Source organism: Acetobacter fabarum (assembly GCF_029069195.1).
Taxonomy (GTDB): domain Bacteria; phylum Pseudomonadota; class Alphaproteobacteria; order Acetobacterales; family Acetobacteraceae; genus Acetobacter; species Acetobacter fabarum_A.
Genome location: NZ_JARDYK010000002.1, coordinates 225,454 through 242,893 on the forward strand (window position 1 = coordinate 225,454; position 17,440 = coordinate 242,893).

General features: G+C 56.2%; 20 protein-coding genes. 2 read left to right on the plus strand and 18 right to left on the minus strand.

What is annotated here, in order from left to right; translation table 11 throughout:
- Positions 1-7: 7 nt before the first annotated feature.
- Positions 8-1,360, plus strand: a complete 1,353-nt coding sequence (locus PY793_RS04215; RefSeq protein WP_275176855.1) for a PepSY-associated TM helix domain-containing protein — start codon at positions 8-10, stop codon at positions 1,358-1,360.
- Between the two features lie 2 nt (positions 1,361-1,362).
- Here PY793_RS04215 and PY793_RS04220 read toward each other — a convergent pair whose 3' ends face one another.
- The 3 genes from PY793_RS04220 to PY793_RS04230 form a co-directional block, all read right to left on the minus strand.
- Positions 1,363-2,004 carry an SCO family protein gene (locus PY793_RS04220; RefSeq protein WP_275176856.1) on the minus strand — a complete coding sequence of 214 codons (642 nt, stop codon included), beginning with the start codon at positions 2,002-2,004 and terminating at the stop codon, positions 1,363-1,365.
- Between the two features lie 214 nt (positions 2,005-2,218).
- Positions 2,219-2,698: a YybH family protein gene (locus PY793_RS04225; RefSeq protein ID WP_275176857.1), complete on the minus strand. Its 480-nt coding sequence runs from the start codon at positions 2,696-2,698 to the stop codon at positions 2,219-2,221.
- 49 nt (positions 2,699-2,747) lie between these two features.
- Positions 2,748-3,494, minus strand: coding sequence for an SDR family oxidoreductase (locus tag PY793_RS04230; RefSeq protein WP_275176858.1), 747 nt, complete (start codon positions 3,492-3,494; stop codon positions 2,748-2,750).
- Positions 3,495-3,518: 24 nt separating this feature from the next.
- Here PY793_RS04230 and PY793_RS04235 point away from each other — a divergent pair, with 24 nt between their 5' ends.
- The gene (locus tag PY793_RS04235; protein ID WP_275176859.1) at positions 3,519-4,556 is read left to right on the plus strand and encodes a DJ-1/PfpI family protein; all 1,038 of its coding nucleotides are present in this window, start codon (positions 3,519-3,521) and stop codon (positions 4,554-4,556) included.
- Between the two features lie 319 nt (positions 4,557-4,875).
- Here PY793_RS04235 and PY793_RS04240 read toward each other — a convergent pair whose 3' ends face one another.
- The 15 genes from PY793_RS04240 to PY793_RS04310 form a co-directional block, all read right to left on the minus strand.
- Positions 4,876-5,673: a DNA adenine methylase gene (locus PY793_RS04240; RefSeq protein WP_275176860.1), complete on the minus strand. Its 798-nt coding sequence runs from the start codon at positions 5,671-5,673 to the stop codon at positions 4,876-4,878.
- 145 nt (positions 5,674-5,818) lie between these two features.
- Positions 5,819-6,202 (minus strand): hypothetical protein, encoded by a 384-nt coding sequence (locus tag PY793_RS04245; protein ID WP_275176861.1) that lies wholly within the window; start codon positions 6,200-6,202, stop codon positions 5,819-5,821.
- A 113-nt stretch (positions 6,203-6,315) separates the two neighbouring features.
- Complete coding sequence (locus PY793_RS04250) at positions 6,316-6,741, minus strand: hypothetical protein (RefSeq protein WP_275176862.1); 426 nt, start codon at positions 6,739-6,741, stop codon at positions 6,316-6,318.
- Complete coding sequence (locus PY793_RS04255; protein WP_275176863.1) at positions 6,738-7,217, minus strand: hypothetical protein; 480 nt, start codon at positions 7,215-7,217, stop codon at positions 6,738-6,740. The genes PY793_RS04250 and PY793_RS04255 overlap by 4 nt, the downstream gene beginning before the upstream one ends.
- Complete coding sequence (locus tag PY793_RS04260) at positions 7,217-8,254, minus strand: hypothetical protein (RefSeq protein WP_275176864.1); 1,038 nt, start codon at positions 8,252-8,254, stop codon at positions 7,217-7,219. Before PY793_RS04260 ends, PY793_RS04255 begins: the two co-directional genes overlap by 1 nt.
- Complete coding sequence (locus PY793_RS04265; RefSeq protein ID WP_275176866.1) at positions 8,255-8,896, minus strand: putative phage tail protein; 642 nt, start codon at positions 8,894-8,896, stop codon at positions 8,255-8,257.
- Positions 8,893-9,972 (minus strand): baseplate J/gp47 family protein, encoded by a 1,080-nt coding sequence (locus PY793_RS04270; RefSeq protein ID WP_275176867.1) that lies wholly within the window; start codon positions 9,970-9,972, stop codon positions 8,893-8,895. Before PY793_RS04270 ends, PY793_RS04265 begins: the two co-directional genes overlap by 4 nt.
- The gene (locus PY793_RS04275) at positions 9,969-10,457 is read right to left on the minus strand and encodes a phage GP46 family protein (protein WP_275176868.1); all 489 of its coding nucleotides are present in this window, start codon (positions 10,455-10,457) and stop codon (positions 9,969-9,971) included. The genes PY793_RS04270 and PY793_RS04275 overlap by 4 nt, the downstream gene beginning before the upstream one ends.
- Positions 10,458-10,517: 60 nt before the next feature.
- A complete protein-coding gene (locus PY793_RS04280; protein WP_275176869.1) occupies positions 10,518-11,036 on the minus strand; it encodes a phage baseplate assembly protein domain-containing protein in 519 nt (172 codons plus the stop codon).
- A 35-nt stretch (positions 11,037-11,071) separates the two neighbouring features.
- Complete coding sequence (locus tag PY793_RS04285) at positions 11,072-12,463, minus strand: phage baseplate assembly protein (protein ID WP_275176870.1); 1,392 nt, start codon at positions 12,461-12,463, stop codon at positions 11,072-11,074.
- Entirely contained in the window at positions 12,460-14,061 is a 1,602-nt protein-coding gene (locus PY793_RS04290; RefSeq protein WP_275176871.1) for a DNA circularization N-terminal domain-containing protein, read from the minus strand. Before PY793_RS04290 ends, PY793_RS04285 begins: the two co-directional genes overlap by 4 nt.
- Entirely contained in the window at positions 14,058-16,469 is a 2,412-nt protein-coding gene (locus PY793_RS04295; RefSeq protein WP_275176872.1) for a phage tail tape measure protein, read from the minus strand. Before PY793_RS04295 ends, PY793_RS04290 begins: the two co-directional genes overlap by 4 nt.
- 5 nt (positions 16,470-16,474) lie before the next feature.
- Positions 16,475-16,612 carry a hypothetical protein gene (locus PY793_RS04300; protein ID WP_275176873.1) on the minus strand — a complete coding sequence of 46 codons (138 nt, stop codon included), beginning with the start codon at positions 16,610-16,612 and terminating at the stop codon, positions 16,475-16,477.
- 14 nt (positions 16,613-16,626) lie between these two features.
- Complete coding sequence (locus tag PY793_RS04305) at positions 16,627-17,070, minus strand: hypothetical protein (RefSeq protein ID WP_275176874.1); 444 nt, start codon at positions 17,068-17,070, stop codon at positions 16,627-16,629.
- Positions 17,067-17,438: a hypothetical protein gene (locus tag PY793_RS04310; RefSeq protein WP_275176875.1), complete on the minus strand. Its 372-nt coding sequence runs from the start codon at positions 17,436-17,438 to the stop codon at positions 17,067-17,069. Before PY793_RS04310 ends, PY793_RS04305 begins: the two co-directional genes overlap by 4 nt.
- Positions 17,439-17,440: the final 2 nt, after the last annotated feature.

The following is a 17,440-nucleotide window of genomic DNA, read 5'->3' on the forward strand; positions in this document are numbered from 1 at the left end:
TAGTGCCATGACCATACACATTGCTACTCTCTGGCCAGACCGTCGCACGCTCTGGCGCTGGCACTTTTTCGCAGGGATTTTCTGCCTGCCTTTTGTGGCTTTTCTCTCTCTGACCGGAGCGGTTTATCTCTTCAAACCCCAGATTGATGACTGGATTGACTGGCGATACGATCATCTGCCCACAGCCCTGTCGCCCTCTCCCGAGCGTGACGTTCAGGCAGCCTTATCAGCAGTGCCGCAGGGGGCTTTTCTGGCTTATGAACTCCCCCGGACTTTGCAGAGTGCTGCGCGTGTTCTTGTCAGCAGGCCGGACGGAGAGGCCGTGCGTGTTTATGTGGACAGGAACACCCACGCCGTTCTGAAAACCATTCTGGAAGAAGACAGATTTGAGCGGCTGGTTTTTCGGCTGCATGGTCAGTTGCTGCTGGGCAATGTGGGTTCTGTCATTATGGAAATGGTTGCTTCATGGACCATTGTGCTCGTTGTGACAGGTCTGCTGCTCTGGTGGCCACGCCATCCTCAAGGGCTGGCGGGTGCCGTTTATCCACGCCTTACAAGGCATGGGCGAACCCGCTGGCGGGATATGCATGCTGTCACCGGTGTCTGGATATCTGTGTTTCTGGTGCTGTTTCTGGTCTCAGGTCTTCCGTGGTCCTTTGTCTGGGGGCACAGTTTACAATCGGTTGAAAACACGCTTGGCCGCCTGATCTCTGTCAAGGACTGGGAAATTGGCGCGGTTCCAGCCGCCACAGTCATTGCCGGGCACCCGCTCGGGCAACCACAGAATCTTCCCGTAAAAGGCGGTATGGATATGCCCGGTATGGACATGCCAGCCGTATCCACTTCTTTTCCTGAAGGAGACTTATTAAGCAGTCTGGATACTGTTACGCACACTGCGAGCACCCTTTCCCTGCCAGCTCCGGTGATCATTACACCGTCTGGCTCTCTATGGACCGTGCGTTCCGACACGCAAAACCGCCCTTTGCGAGAAAGTGTGACGGTGACCCCAGACGGCCATGTGAGGACACAGACAACGTTCGCCGGGAAAGGCCTTATGGACCGGGTGATTGGCTACGGCGTTGCGGCGCATGAGGGCCAGCTTTTTGGATGGATAAATCAGGTCATCAATCTATTCGTGGCAACAGGCTTACTGGTTATGAGCAGTGCAGCAACTGTATTGTGGTTTAAACGCAAACCTGCGGGATCCTTGGGTGCTCCGCCTGCCTTGCACTCCCAGAAATATGGGATTGCCGGTATTGCGATCCTCGTCATTCTGGGGATTCTGCTACCAGAACTGGGGTCCGCATTACTTATTCTGGCTTTTACCAACAGGATTTTTACGAAATTATGTCCCACCTGATATCAGGATGGTGGTAAAAGCCGTCTGAGTTCGCTTGCAATCTGGTGGGCGCTGGAATCAACGGGGATCATGCCAACCAGATGGTTTTGTCCGTCCATGAGATAAAGAAGCGAACTATGATCGACGAGATAGCCGGAACCATTGGGGGCATGGCGTCGTGCCGAGACATGAAAGGCCTTCACAACCGGCTGAAGCTGCACTTCGGAGCCAGTCAGGCCGACAATACGGGGGGAAAAACGCTCAACGTATTCCTGTAAAACTTTAGGAGTATCACGTTCGGGATCAACTGAAATAAAGACGGGAATAATGCTTTGTCCCTGCGAGCCAAGTTCATCAAGAGCGGCTGATACAGTCGCAAGTGTTAACGGGCAGACGTCCACACAGTGCGTGTAGCCAAAATACAGAAGCGTATGACGCCCCTTAAAAGCTGCCTGAGTGATGGTCTGCCCCTGACTATTCACTAAAGTGTAAGGCCCGCCGATCCGTGTATGCTGCTGCGATGCCAGAAGTAGTCTCAGACCCGCAGCCCCAGAAAACAGAAACAAGAGGATACCAAGCAGAGGAAATATTTTTTTCCACTCCTGCTGTCTGAAAAGAGACATTTGTCCGGTTGATGCACCCTTTGTATACTTCTTACGTTTCATGGAGCCATTATAGCAAACAGCATGCAAACATAAAGCCGACCTTCCGCTCTCCCCTTTAGCTGCCTGTCTGTTCAGTGGACATCCAGCAGACAGGCGGTAATCGCTTACGTATCAGCCCTTAAGTCCAATAATTTGGCGTCCAGATAGCGGGCAGCCAGCAACGGGCTGGGAGTTTTTCGTGCTCTTGGCTCCGGTTGTCGATCTTCGGTAGTTGTTATTTAGCAGTACTTTCAGGAGAATTGTCTGACCACATATCCCGATGAATTTTCCACTCACCGCGTTGCTTGAGCAGGACAATGGTTTGTTTGCCGCGTTCGACAATCTGACCTTTACTGTTCATCATCCTGATCTGAGAGACGCTGACTGCGGCCTCGCCACCACCATAAACCTCGTAATGATCAAATTGAGCGCCTCCGATAATATCCGGTCGCAGGGTTTTTTCGAAATAGGCGAGGATTGCAGCGCGACCGGAAACTGCGTCTTCATCGGGTGGTAGCAATTTAGCATCATCGGTGTAGAGGCGTGAAATGGCCTTGAGATCGCCTTTGGCGAGATCAGCAGCAAACTGCTCGGTCACAGCCTTCACTGCCGCCACATCCGGCGATTGCGTAACAGCCGCCAGGACAGGGGAGCATTGCAAAGCGAGAGCCATTGAGACGCCCAGAAAAGAGGAGAGTGATTTTGTAAATGTCATGACGGTTGTCCCGGTAGTAAATGGCCGTGGAGGCAATCGGATCCGTGTTTCAGAGCTGTGAACAACCACCATCGACGACCAGTTCTGTGCCGACGACGTATCGGGATTCGTCGCTTGCCAGGTAAAGAACGGCGGCAGCAATTTCTTCAGCCCGGCCCATGCGCCCCAGAGGGACGCTCGCAGCGAACTGTGTTTTAAAATTTTCCACTTCGGTTTCAGAAAGACCGATCTTGTTCAGGAGTGGCGTTTCGATCCCGCCGGGGGCGACCGCGTTAACGCGGATTTTGCGATCAAGCAGTTCATAGGACCAGCTTCGTGCGAATGAGCGGACTGCTGCTTTGGCTGCTGCGACCAGTGACAGACCATGCCTGCCGGTCTGGTCGATAAACGAGGTTGTCAGAATAACGGATGATCCCTCCCGCAGTACAGGGAGTGCCGCCTGCATCGTAAACACCGCACCCTTGACGCTGACATCCATGACATCATCGTATTGACGCTCATCAATTGACTGTAATGGTGTCGGAATGACATAGCCTGCATTCACAAACAGAATGTCGAGGCCGCCAAAAGATTTCTGAACCTTGTCGGTAACGGATTGCATGGCGTCAGCAGACCGGACATCGGCAGCAAGCACCAGCGCCTCGCCGCCCAGTTCTGCATGCACATCGGCAAACCGGGTTTCGTCACGGCCTGTAACGGCAACGCGGGCACCTTCTTCGATAAATCGCTTTGCGGTCGCAAGGCCGATACCGCTCGTACCACCCGTGATAAGGGCGGTTTTTCCCAAAAGTCTCATATCATATCCTCATCTTAGAAAAACGTGACCGCCATCCCGGACGTGATCACGGTTCCCACTGATCCTAGCAAAACGGGTCATGACCTAAAGGACGTATTTCCCTCTTTTAAAGACATAGGTGGCTTGACGCTCAGGGCGTGGCGTAAAACAAGGGAATTTGGTCCTTTAGGAAATCTTTGGAGGGCACTACGTCTCAAGACTGTCCAGCAATCAGCCCTATGGGGCAGGAGAGATGAGGAGGCGGAGATGCCTGAAATTTTCGATAAGACGGTCCAGAAAGAGTTGAGCGAGGCAGGGAGCACGCGGCGGCGCGTGATGCTCATGGGGGGCGCTGCGATTGCCACAACGGCGGCAACGCATCTTCTGCCAGACAGCGTACGAGCAGCAGAGCTGGGTACCGCCGAAAAGCCGATTGATTTTCTGTTTGCGATTTATCCGAACGGGACACTTCTCGACTTTGCGGGGCCTAACGAAATCCTTTCACGTATTCCCGGCACGAACGTTCGTTTTGCCAGTCCTGAGGGTGGTTTCGTCACGCTGGAAAAAGGTATTGTCTTTGGGCCAACGGAAAAACTCTCCGATATTGACAGGGTCGATGTCATTTGCGTGCCTGGTGCCCTGAATCTTTCAGCCATGATGAAGCCTGAAATGCTGGGGCATGTGCGGCGTTTGTCCGCGACTGCAAAATATGTGACTTCGGTTTGTACCGGCTCGATCATCCTTGCGGCTTCAGGCGTGCTGAAGGGGCGGCGGAGTGCTTGCCATTGGGCATTTCTGAATGTGCTCAAGGACTATGGAGCCATTCCGGACCCGGCACGTATCGTGAAAGATGGCCGCTTCATGAGTGGCGGCGGGGTGACGGCCGGTATTGATTTCGGCCTGGCGATCGCGGCTGAACTTCGTGGAGCGCAGGCCGCGCAGGAAGTGCAGCTTCTCGTCCAGTACGATCCGCAACCACCGTTTCATGCGGGAAACCCTGCGGATGCACCACCAGAAATTCGTGACGTGGTTTATAAAAAACTTCCGGGCTCTCAGAATGGTCTGATGCGTCCAATCCTTTAGTCAGTCAGGCCGATACGTCTCAAAGGCAGAGAGGCTGCCCTTGATGCGTATCGGCGTTTGCTGCGGGTGTTTTGAAACCTTCTGGTCGTCTTTGCCCGCGGAAGATGGAAGAGTGTCTGCTACCAGCAGCCGCACCCGATAGCACCCTCAAACGTGCCGCGGCTGCAAGTTTTCAATCGTTCCTTGATTTTATCACGGTTTCAGAGTCTGAGGTGTAGCGGGCCGAATGATTTGGAACCAACAGCCACATAATTTGGAACCCTAAAACCATTTCCCCGACGCCGGGAAAATGGTCAACAAAGGCCCCCTAAAATGGCTCTTAATTGCTGATTAAAACTTCTCCTCGTCCCCCTCGTCCTGAGCCCTTGGAGCTTACCGAGTAGTTGACAGTCACTGCTTCAACATCAAAGGCAGCAAACACTTCCCTCACTTCAGGCCGATCATTCAACGACAGAATGAAGCGTCCTTTGATCTGTGCCAGGCGGTCAGCCATCTCAATGAACTGATCTCGAGAGAACGGGGCATTATAATCCCGCTCGCATCCCCAATACGGCGGGTCCAGATAAAACAGGGTGTTGTCGCTATCATAGCGTCGCAACACTTCCTGCCATGTTAGGCATTCCACCACCACGCGGCTTAGGCGCGCATGCACGTCTTCCAGCATGCTTCCCAACTGCTGCACGTCAAAACGAGCCCGCCTTAAAGACACCCCGAAGTTCTGGCCACTGACCTTGCCACCAAACGCCGTGCGTTGGAGATAAAGGAACCGCGCCGCACGGTGTAAATCCGTCAGGGTATCTGGTTCAGCCGAGGTCAGACGCTGAAAGTCGTCTCGTGTGGTAATCTGCCAACGCAGGATGTCCATCAAGGGGACGTAGTGCCATCGCAGAATACGAAATAGATTCGCCACATCTCGGTTCAGGTCATTGATGACCTCGCACTCAACATAAAAATCCCTACGCAGGAACACACCCCCCATACCAACGAATGGTTCAACATAGGCAGAGTGCGGGATAGCCCGCATTCTCTCTATAATTCGGGATGCTAGGCGACGCTTCCCACCCAGATACGGGGCAACAGGTTTGACTGGCTGAATTGGCCGCAGATTCGACTCCATAGAGGTTTTATTCCATACAGACCCCGCCGCTGCGCAGCGGTGGGCGGGGCGGTTATCCGTGGGTGTTGAAGCACCCGGCTTGGCTGTTAGAGCAGCCTAGCCCCCGCCACTTAAACCGCGTCCGGTTGATATGGCGGGGTATCCCTTAGTCCCGAGAAACCAATTGCTCACATGCCGCCACCAATGGCCTGCACGCAGAATATGGCCCGAGTAATGTGCTACTTGGTCCGGTGTATTCAACCTGAGCCACACGCCCTTCATGCAGCCTTGCGACTACATGGCAGGTTCCATGTCCAGACAGGTCCACTTCAAGGCCAAATGGACCCTTGACGGTAAATGGTCCTTGTACGGCCTGATCCTGCCGCCATTGCAAAACCTCTCCGTCATCCAGAATGGCCGTATTGTCCGGAACACCTGCACAGGCAATCAGCGAGGACCGGGAGATACCAATAATGTCATGCTTGGCCCGAACCGGAATGGAAGAGCAGGACGCCACAAGCAGCAACAGACACAATCTAGTCCGCTTCATCGTCTCTCATCTTCTGAAATGGGTCCGTGCGCCTGGATAGTAGAAGCAGAAGTCCCCCTACCATCAAAGCACCCACCAGCACCCCACCAGCACCTAGCACCAAAAAGAACTCGTCATCCGGCGTCATGCGTTTGCTCCGAATGTCCGCTCTTAAGGATGGAGGCGCCATTAGCGGCAAGCGGGTATGCGGGCAACGGTGCAAAGTCACGCGGAAAACGCTTCGCCTGGGCATCCAATTCATGCACGATCATGCGTGCGGCTATCGCCTGAGCGTAAACCTCCTGCATCACGTCATCCAGTCGCCAACGTAAAAGCATGAGGTCATTCACCCGCAATGTCATTGTTGTTACCAGGGTGTCCATTTGCCGGTCTCGCTCAGAGGCTCGGTCAAGTATGGCAAGTGCTTGCTGACCTGCATCAAATTTCTGGCGCTGTGCCTTCAGGTAGCCATTCATCATATTGGCACACCATCCGCCTACACCTGCTCCGACCGTCATGATCAGGTTGCCATATTCGCCAAGAAAGTGTGACAGGCTCATGCCGCCGTCACACTGGCATTCGGCTCGCCCGGCAGCGCCGTACTGGTCGTATCCGTACCATCGGCAATGGCCATGAGGGCCTTGAGATACGTCACCCACACATCCGGCGTGGCCTCGTTCAGAATGCCGTAATTGTTATAAACAGTCGTGCGGGCTGCAGAGAGCGCGGTGGCTGCCTGCGCCGTCAGCGTTATGGCGGGAGGCGTGTATTGTTCTATTGCCCCATTGACCAGTATCTGATCAGACGCACGCGCGGACCATTGCTTGGTGGTGAGCGCGATCATTGCTGACGCGGCAGGAAGCCAGTCGGGTGCGGACTGGAATAATGAAACATCAACCCACCCCATCAGCGGATAACCACCAAGGGTTTCGCCAGTTTTAACAGCGTAATACTGCGCAGGATAAGCCGCGTTCCACCACGGCGCGGCAGCGGTGGCTGTCGTTATGGTTTCAGTTTTTTCGGTTGCGTTGCTCATCAGACCGACCCTCGCGCTGTTATGTGAACGCCGCCCAGAGTATCTGCTATGTCGATATAGACCCCCAGAGCGGTTGCGCCGTATGCGCGTATCTGCACCCCACCCTGACTGGACGCGCTGCCGCCATTATTGACGTTGATAATAGGCGCGGATGAAAAGGCCATAGGGAATGGTACGAACTGATTGCGCGTGGTGATGGTGGCGACGAAGGAAAGGCTCATGACCGAAACCCCTGAAGTATCACCCTTCACAATTGAATAAATGCCACCCGTAACAAACCCCGTTTGCGGAAGCTGTGATTCAAACGCTACATTGCCCAGACTGGAAGAGGCAATTCTGCCACTGCCCATGAGCATAAACTGCTGAACCTGCGTTCTGGCCGAATTGATGATGTTGAAAAATGCCTCAACATTATCATTGCCGGTTCCGGGATCATACGCACCGAAAACCGTACTCGCCTGTCCCCCCTTCTGATCGTATGCCTCGAAATGAGCCGTTCCGGCAGTAACGACATTCCCGCCAAAGACTTGCTGCCCTGTGAACGTGTTACCGCCATCCAGATTGGCCTTGGTGGCCTCTGCCTCTTTGGCGCGCGCAATTTCATCCGCAAGCTGCGTCAGCGTGGCGAACAGGCCATTCGCCCAGTCCTGTGTGGCGTAGCTGCTTAGATCACTGCTGGTCAGTAGTAATACGGTGGTACCACCATATATAAATGCAGGTCCTTTTCCTGCGCCCGAATAATACAGAATGGCCCCAGCAACATCCCCCTCTGCCAACACGCCTGGAGAGCCGGAAACCATGCCAGACGCTGCTTTTTTACCAAAATATTGCATCGCCTGCGTGACTTGTGTTTCGTCAGCTCCATCTGGTGTAATTCCAGCGGCTGTTACCGCATCAACCAGAGAGTTGCGGTTCTGATTGAGATCATCAGCGTTAAGATATGTGCCCTGTATGCCTAATGCGTCATTACGGTCTACAAATTGCCGTCGTCCCTGCGCATCAACTACAGCACCGCTAGCTTTTGTATAATCTACCATTCAGGAAAGCTCCTGGTCTTTGATGTAAAGGTTGGTGTCGGCTGGTGCTTCATTCTGGAGAGGACAGAACAGACGTTGCAGAATGTCCGCTGTAGCGGGCGTCACGACAGAACCGCAAATGGACACTCCACAAACCGCAACACCTGCAATCGCAGCATCTGCTTCAAGGTTTGCAGCTCCAGTTTTGACGTGGACAACCCAATCCCACAGCAGGTTTTCATCTCCACAAATGGCATCACCACAGATCGCAGTGCCGCACACAGGCGGGTATGGCTCCTCAATCTCGATTTCCACTCCCAGGCTGGCAGCCAGCTGGATTAGAGCAGGAATGCTGTTGTCCCCAACAGACACCCAGCGCTGGTGCGCCAACGACTGGCGCAGGGCGGGCGTTACAGCCAGTGCGTCCCGTCCGCATGGATCTGGTCCAAGCGTTCTCTCATAATCAGAAAGCAGGAGCGTTGCCGTGCCGGGATTAATCTCCAGCTTCAGAGCGTCCAACATGGCTTCAGCGTCAGCAATCAGTCCAGCACCAGGGTAAAGATAGCCTGCAATATTGCTGGTTTCGTCCTTTGCCCAGGCAAACCCATCTGGGCAGAGCGCATTCAGGCGGGCGGCCAAAATTTCATCGGGGGTGCGGCTCATGCCACGTCTCCCCATGTAATCGCGCCCAATACAGGCACCTGGTTGGCTGCAAGTTTAAAATCTGCCGTAGGGGCGGAGATAAAGTGACTGGTTTCCCCTGCAACCGCAGATACTGCATCGGACAGATCGGAGACGTAAAGCCATCCCCCCATGGCAATCCCGGCATAATAGGCAGCAACAGCGGCCTGCACTTCCGAGCGGGCAGATTGCGTATCCGGGTTGAGGGATATGGTCGGGTTCTGGGCTGCAATCTGTCCCGCCACTACCGTGACATTACCACGCACGGGCCGAATACCGTCGATGTAGGTCTGGATGGTCTCAATCTGTGCTTCTGTTGGCACGGTCGGACCGGGCATGAGCACAATAATGCCCACCATGTTGTTACCCAGCCAGCCCGGCACCACATTCACATATCCAGCCCCGGCATCGCCTGCCAGTTCCTCGTATTGTGCTGTAGTGCCTCCTGCGGAACGCTTGCGCACACGTAGCAGAATGCGAGAGCGCCAGACCTCCACCTCCTCAATATCATTGCCGCCTGCAATGCCAGACCCATCCGTACCAACGGACGTAATCCCCGCAATGGTGGATACCAGCGTCAGGGCTGTGTTGGCAGCCAGATTACCAAGCGCACCCGCCGTCTCAGATATGACGGACGCTGCAGTGCCGTTTGAGCCAGCCGGAACAGTCACGGCAGATGTCGTTGCCCAGCGCACGGAGCCATCCACAGTCAACTCCGTTCCGGCTGGAACAATAACGTCCTGGCTGGCACTCAGCAGAACATAGCCAACAGCAGTGGTCGCCCCAATACGTGGCACCCCCCATGTGTCCGCATGTAGGGGCAGCAGACCGCCAATCGTTGCAGTCTGGATAAACATTTCCTTGGCGAGCTGCTGCACAGCCAGATACAGTTCATACAACCCCATGGCATGGACGGCCGCCAGCACGTTCTCAAACGTATTGGCCGCGCGACCATCCAGCGTCACTAAAGACCCGTCATCAGCAGTAAACTGCCGCCCGTCCAGAAAGGTGCAGAAGCGCTCGGCCAACGCATCCGGTGTTGGAATAACCAGTGTCACGCCCCACCCCCGACAACAACCGGAGTGGATACAACAGTGCCAAACGCGGATGCGCTGGCCTGCAACCGGCCGCGTGCGGTCCATGTGGCGGATACAGAGTAATCATGCCCATGATCAGTTGCGATCTGCCCGATACTTTCGTCCAGATACCGGATCGCGGCCTGCCGTGTGGCTTCAGTCTGCTTGGCATCTTCCAATAACCACAGACGGCAACCTGTCTGCCGTCCATCACTGCGCAGCCCGTCCCCCGGCCAGCCCCGTTTGGCCAGCAACTCACCGGGAGCCACACCATTCAGAGTGCCTGGAATGCGGTCATCAGTTCGCGCACGACGGTAAGACCCCATGGCAATCAGGAACGTGCTGGCCGGAGTGCGGTCAATAACCACAGACCCACGCCCATTGCCTTTTGAAGCAACACGCACGTCACACCGGGCAAAGGGGGCGGACCATCCTATCGCAATGTTGGTGTATGGCACGTACGTCATGCAGCAGAACATCGCGCGCGCGCAGTTTTTAGGGCAGACTGTCAGATAACAGGGTGACTTTCATGCCTGTGGCTGACCCGTTGTGTCGGAGCCTTTTTGCACACCACCATGCAGGTGGTCCTGCACGCTTACGGTCCCGGCAACAATATCCTGACTGGCCGTTATGCCGCCATTGACCTGCAGCGACACATTGAGTGTGGCCTGCTTACTGGTCAGTTCCAGCACGGTCACGCCGCCAATCTCAACCGTCATTCCCGTGGCAGCCAGCACACGGACAAACTTGCCACCCTGTAAATAGACAGCCTGCCCCACAGCATCGTAGAGAACAGTCTCGCCAGAGGCCAGATTACCCATATGTGCCAAAGACGGATTGGCCGGAGGCAACGCCAGCAGGTCGGCCTCGTCCCCGCCAAGCGCCATCACATGCGTAACAGCGCCTTCCAGTGGCGCGCGGGAGGAAAGCCCGAACTGCTGATGCACAGGCACGTTGCTACGCGGGTAACCTGCATGGGCTTCCAAAGTCACGGTCTGCCCTGCGCCATTATCATTGATCGCATGCACAACAGCACGCCTGGTCATTGATCGGAGCTTCTGGGCGTTGTCGCTCTCCATCGTCATGACCTGCGGCTCTTGGCTGTCCCGTCAAATGAGCGCGCCCGCTTTGTCCGGCGCAGGCCATTATGGCGGGTGTCCATGTCCCCCGTCAGATCGTAGACGTCTGGGTCCACAACAGATATGCGGGTTCGGTATCCGTCCTGCGCTGCAACCCATGTTACGGCACCAATCAGCATATCCTGGTCAATGCCTGCAAAGTGGTCCTGCACCAGCACCAACTGGTTGGGAAGCCATAGTGCGCCACTGGCTGCCCGTAACCCGATCACCGAATAGACACGCATGGCGGCACCGGCGCGGGTGGAGCGCATCCGCCATTCCGCCTGGTCCTGCATCGTCCATGGGCTGGTATCTGTGCGCGGCGTCATTGCTTTACGACGGTGCTTGTGAGCATACCCCCGGTAAGCACCAGATGCGGGACTTTGGGAGCCCGCATTGGGGTCAACAGGGTTTACGGCCTGTTGGGCCTCTACAGACCCGCCGCTCTGTGTCGCAGACAAAAAAACCCGTGGCCGGAAACGCCTTACATCCGGGTCAATGGCGTGCCCCCACCGCAGGGTGGCCGCAGCTTCCGCCTGATCTGGAGAGAACTGAGCACCTGCACCATTCAATGGGACAGCTAGTGGCGCTCCCCCCGCTTTTAATGGGCTTTGAGCTGGTCTTAAATGGCTATTGAAAGACCCCTTAACATACACGTCTGAAAACCGCTCTCGGGAGGAAAGGCGCGCTTCCATCGCATGCACATTGCCGGGATTACGCAGGCTGTCCGGGGCGCGGGTCTGCCCGGATTTTGTCAGCACCACCCCACCTACGCCATCAGATGTGACCAGAATGCCCCTCTGGCGGGAATGGCGTTCAATCGCGGCCATGGCAGTCTCGGCCGGTTCAAGTGCTACAAGTGTAAAAGGTGTGCCCATGTCCACGTCAGCCGCCACGGTAAACCCGAACGGTGTGCAGATTGTCTGTACCAACTTAGCCAGCGTCACCATCCGGTATTCGCCAGGTCCAGTCGGGTTGGCTGTGCCATCCACCAGATCGCCCGTTACGTCCCGGCCAGTAATCCATGCTTCAAAATTACCGCCTTCCATGCGGAGCTGGATGTCATCTACCCATCCCTTCAGCACTGTCTGCCCATGAATCAGGATTTCAACCGGATCATGTTCGGTAATATGAAAAAATTCGGCCAGAGCTGTTTTGGTTATTGGAGGAGGAGAACTGTCGCCAAACAACTTCAGGTCATACCGGGGGAAATAACCGATGCGGAACTGCCCGGCTATGTCCGCCAGATCCCGCCCGACCTCAGCAGATGTATATTCCACCAACTCACGCCCTGCGATCCTGACCACCATGGGCCGCTGCCCGCCGTGAACTGTTACCGTTTCTGTTGTGCTCATATGCCCTGCTCCAGCACATACAGCGTTCCGGCCGGAATGACTGCGGGTGTCAGAATGGTATTGCGGGTCATCATATCATTCAGCATGGGCACCACATTTTCTGCCGTGTCACCTGCCAGGGCATAGGCCAGCAGCCATGGGTTCATTTCCACAGGAACCTGCACGGCAACAATGGATGGCAACCGCCCCAACTGTTCGGAAATATCGGCATAAACCGCAGCACGGGTGGACTGGATGGCACTAAACAGATCCGCAATTCCCGCAGGAGCAATACCGTCGCCAGTGGTTATCGCTCCCGCCGCAACAACAGCATTGCTCAACCCATCCAGTGCCGCCACTAGCGCATCCCGTGTGCTCAATGCCTCCTGAGTGTTGGCGAAGGTGATTGCCGCAGCCGTAGCAATCGCCTGCGTCACGCAGGCCACAGCCGCCACCAGTGTGATGCTCAGGGCAGCGGACCCACCCGGGGCGGTCGCCAGTTTTGCGCCAATGCTCACGCATTCTCTGGCCGCGGCAATCAGCAATGCCGTCCCGGCCGCCGGGGTTGGCGCGAGCGTGATGCCCCCTCCCGCCCCCTGCGCCGTCAGTTGCCCCAGATAATCAGACGTGGTGACAGAGGCAGGTACGAACATGCCATTGGAGCCGGTCTCGCTGATGGTGTCCTGTGCAGACCCGACCGCTGCTATGGGTGCGGGCAGAACGGCATTGGCAATGGCGACAGGCACAGCCACCAATGCATCCGTCACGGCATCGGCAAAGATCATACCCGTATTTTTTGCAGGGAGCGCAATGCCAAGGCCCAATGCCGCCAGTGGCGTTGCGCATGCAGTAGAAACGGGTTCAGACGCGCTGGCGATCAGTCCCGAGAACATCGCACCGATCTGGGATACACTGTTCTCCACAGATCGTGCCAGAGAAACCCCGATCAGAAGCGGAGACAGAACCTGCCGCATTACGGACGTTGCCTTATCCAGCATACTGTCCGCTTCATTGAGTAGCCTGGTCAGGCTATCCAGAAACGAACTGCTGGATTTTTTGGCTGTGGCAGGTTTGGGCTCACGCACCACTGTCATTTCCAGCGTGGCGATACCCTGGCGGTTCTCATCAAACCCGATCCGGGCAGGTTCCCCGATCAGCCTGACCCTGAGTTCCCCCCACCACGGATGCACAAGCGTTGCTGGTCCAGTTGTGGCAAGCGCTGCGCGCATTAACCCGGCGCGGTAAACATAGTCATCTCCACAGATCAGCCCACGAATATGGATGGGACCGTCCAGAACGCCCATATCCTGTAGGGCGAAGGTATCCACACCGGGGAAAAACATCTGCACAACGCGACGCCCGACCTCATCCTCCGAGGCAGGCATGGAAAATGTCACCCCCCGAAAACTGGCTTCGGCCAGTGTCGAGGCAATGAGCGATGTCATACCTCCAAGTCCAGACAGGTTGGCCAGCCCCCCCATGGCCCCGACAGAACCGTTGAGCATGCCTACTGCATTGGAGAGCGTGCCGGTCAGGCTCCTGGCCGTAGAGAGAACGCCACTGGCGGTTCCCGCTACATTGCCAATCGTAGAACCGATCCTGCTTAATGCTCCGCTCATGGCCGCCCTACCATCCGACCTGTATCAGGGGATGCAATGGTCAGCCCTTGTGCCGGGCCAGAGACCTGACGCGCAGTAACACCACGATCAGTGGTGATGTGCACACCATACCTGCCACCCTGTGCTCCCGTTGCTGCCGCAGCTCCGGCCATGGTCGGCACATGTGCTGGCGCTCCAGCAGGCACCGGGGCGGCAAACCCCATATGCCGTCCCAGCCAGCTCGTATCAAATGTGGTTTCCAACTGGCCGATCCTGCCCGCCAGACCGTCAGTCAGTGCATGCCATCCAGAGGCGATCCCATCCAGAATACGCAATGGAATGCCCGCACCCCAGCCGTTTAACCAGCCCGCAAAGTCTACGAAGAGCTGCCGGATAACACCCCACGATCCAGAAAACACAGTCCCAATACCGCGCATTCCTTGTCCCATTCCTGCCAGGACACGTTGCCAGTCCAGATGGAAGATGCCAGCCAACACGTTACCTATACCCCGTGCCTCTTCCATCAGCCCACGACCAATGGTGGCAAACGATCCAGAAAACCGGGACCAGTGCAGGGCAATGTCGGCAATCGCCACGCCCACAACAACAAATGCAGCCACAATGGCACTTGCTGCGGCCGTTGAAATGCCGAGGAAGGATGCCAGCCCTGTGGTGGCCCACATTTCAGCCAGAGCCACCCCACGCAAGGCGGTTTGAACCACGGCAAATCCAGCTTTGAGCGGCCCCCAGACAACGCCCAGAGCGGCCGTTGCCGCAGACAGACCAAGCACTGCGCCAGTCACACCAATAATGGCTGAACTCGCCCCAGGCACATGCCCATCCAGCCATTCAAAGCCGGAATTTACTTTATTAAGTGCCGACGTCATGATGTTGAGCGTTGGCACAAAACCTTTCCCAATACGCCGGTTGAGCTGGGAGAGGCTTTCCTCAAACGCATTCAAGTGGGTGAGCGGCGAGTTTTTCCGGGCTGTATCGTAATCCTCTCCGATCATGGAGGCGGATGTTTGATGAACTTCATCACGCATGCCGGTGTACTGTTTCCAGTCCCGTGTCATGGCGCGGGTAAAAAGCTGATCGCGCTCGTTTCCAAACAGGTCACCGATGGCAGTATAGCGCCTGTCAGAATCTCCGATGGCCATAATGCTGTTCAGCACAGCCGCCAACGGGTCTGTATGATGATGCTGTGCATCCAGAACGGTGCGATTAAGATCAATACCGTATTTATCAAATCTATGCCGCGCATGCGGACTGGAAATAGTCTGGATAAATGCACGTAATGCCGTTGTGGCTTCGCCTGACGTGCCTGTATTTTTCCGAATAAGAGCGAGCATACCACCAAGGTCTGCCACCTGATCCAGTCCCTTTACGCCAACGCCCGCAGCCGATGAGGCAAGCTCCGGGAAGAGGGGAGCCAGTTCTTCAAAAGGGAGCGCCGACATTTTGCCCACGCGCGCCAGCATGGCCAAACCTATATTCGTATCCTGTGTCGAAACACCAAGATTTTGATTGAGCGCGAAGGCCGTCCTCGCAACGGCGTCAGGATGTGCGTTGTATGCCGTGGATATCTGCCCAATGACAGGCACCAGCGCATTCATACGTTCCTGACTGTAACCTTCTTGATTAAGAAAGGTCGCAGCCTCCACCATATCGGATCCGCGCTGCCCATACTGTCGTGACCACGCATCAATTTGTCTGCCGAGACCGGCAGCATAATCGGCGTTGGCCTGACCATGTAGCCCAAGCGTCAAACCGATATGGGTCAGCGCATTCCCATAGTCTGCATAGGCATGGATCGGCTCCAGCATGGCCATTGTGGACAGACCCGCCGTCATGGCATGGTGCATGCTGCCCTGCAGGCTATCCGCAAAACCCTTCCCTGCACCGTGCATGTCACCGGCCCATGCTCCCACGGGACCGTTCATGACAGAACTGCCAGCCGCCCCCATGGCATCGCGCAGCGCACGCACACGGGTTAGCAGCGCATCCACGGCGCTGGTCGCCTTTTCGGCACCACCAGCAATTTCAGCACCCATGGCCTCGCCCGTGGTGCCTGCCACTGTCTCTGCGGCCCCCAGCTCGCCAAACGCCACATTCAGTTCGGAAACCTGCCACGCAGCAGTGCCGAACGCCGTTGCCATAACGTCTGCCGCCACAGACGCACCTCGGGTGGCCTCCGCCATCCGGGTTGCCGCCCCTGCGGAAGCCCCGAGTGCTTCGTCCAGGCGCACGGTCCCTGCTGTTGTGGCAGACAACGCCTCCCCAAGCTGGGCAAGGGGGGCCAGTGCGGTTGTCAGTCGGTCAAGTGTTGCATTCAGCTTGCCAATAACATCATCAAAGGCCTTTACGCCGCTGGATGCCTCGTCTTTGAGCGTCAGCCGCAGGGCAGCGGTCAGTTGAGAACCATCCACTGTTTTTAACTCCCACCCTGCGCTTGTGCGGCCTGCTCTTCAAAAAAAGCACGGAGCTGCTCAGACCAGAACTGCAACTCCGGCCATGTCATGGCCATGTATTCTGCCTTGGACCAACCCTGACCATTCGCCAGGGCGGTCACGACAACACCCCAGTTTACAGGCCAGGATTGGTAAAAATCGACGAAATTACTGTGGCCGCGACATAGTCCCGTGCATCCAACCGTTTTAAGATGGCTTCTCCAACGAAGCCTCCCATTTTGGTTGACTCCTTCATCATCATCAGCGCACGCGGACCATCGCCCTTTACGGCCTGAATACGCAACATTGCAGCCCCCGTCAGCGGGTGGAAAGTCAGTGTCGATACAGTCTGCTCAGAATGACCACCCCCCGGAACCTCAGTGGTCTGCACCACCGATTTCCGCAACGTCAGAAGCACAGTACCATCGGGCTGCCATTTTGCCCGCTTGGGTAACGCTGGCAGCTCTTCCTCGTCCTCCAGTTCGGTTTCCAAAGAAGTATCTGAGACTTCCTGGTCCATGTGATCCCGAAGGAAAGAGTTGTCTTCATGGGAAACCAAAGGGGCTTCGTGCTTGCTCATGATGTCACCTGAATAGTGTAGTTATCGAAGAACCAGCGCAGGGCGGCCTTGCCGCCGCCATCGCTGATGTCGGGCTTCTGCTCGATAATGGCGTCGGTGATGGCAATGACCTGTCCGGTGTCACAGCGCACCTGCAACGGCCCACGTACGGACGGGTCGGGCCAGTCCAGATCATCCCCGGTCCCCATCAGGGCCGTGGCATCCACCTGCCCACCCTGATAGCCCGCAGCCGTGCGGGTCTTGTATCCGGTGGGCACTGCCGCGTTCTTGCGGCCGGGCAGGCGTATCTTGCTGCCCGGTGTGCAGTCGATCAGCGTTGATCCAGAATAAATCTGGATAATGCCGATTACGTCGCCAGCATTCGCCATGC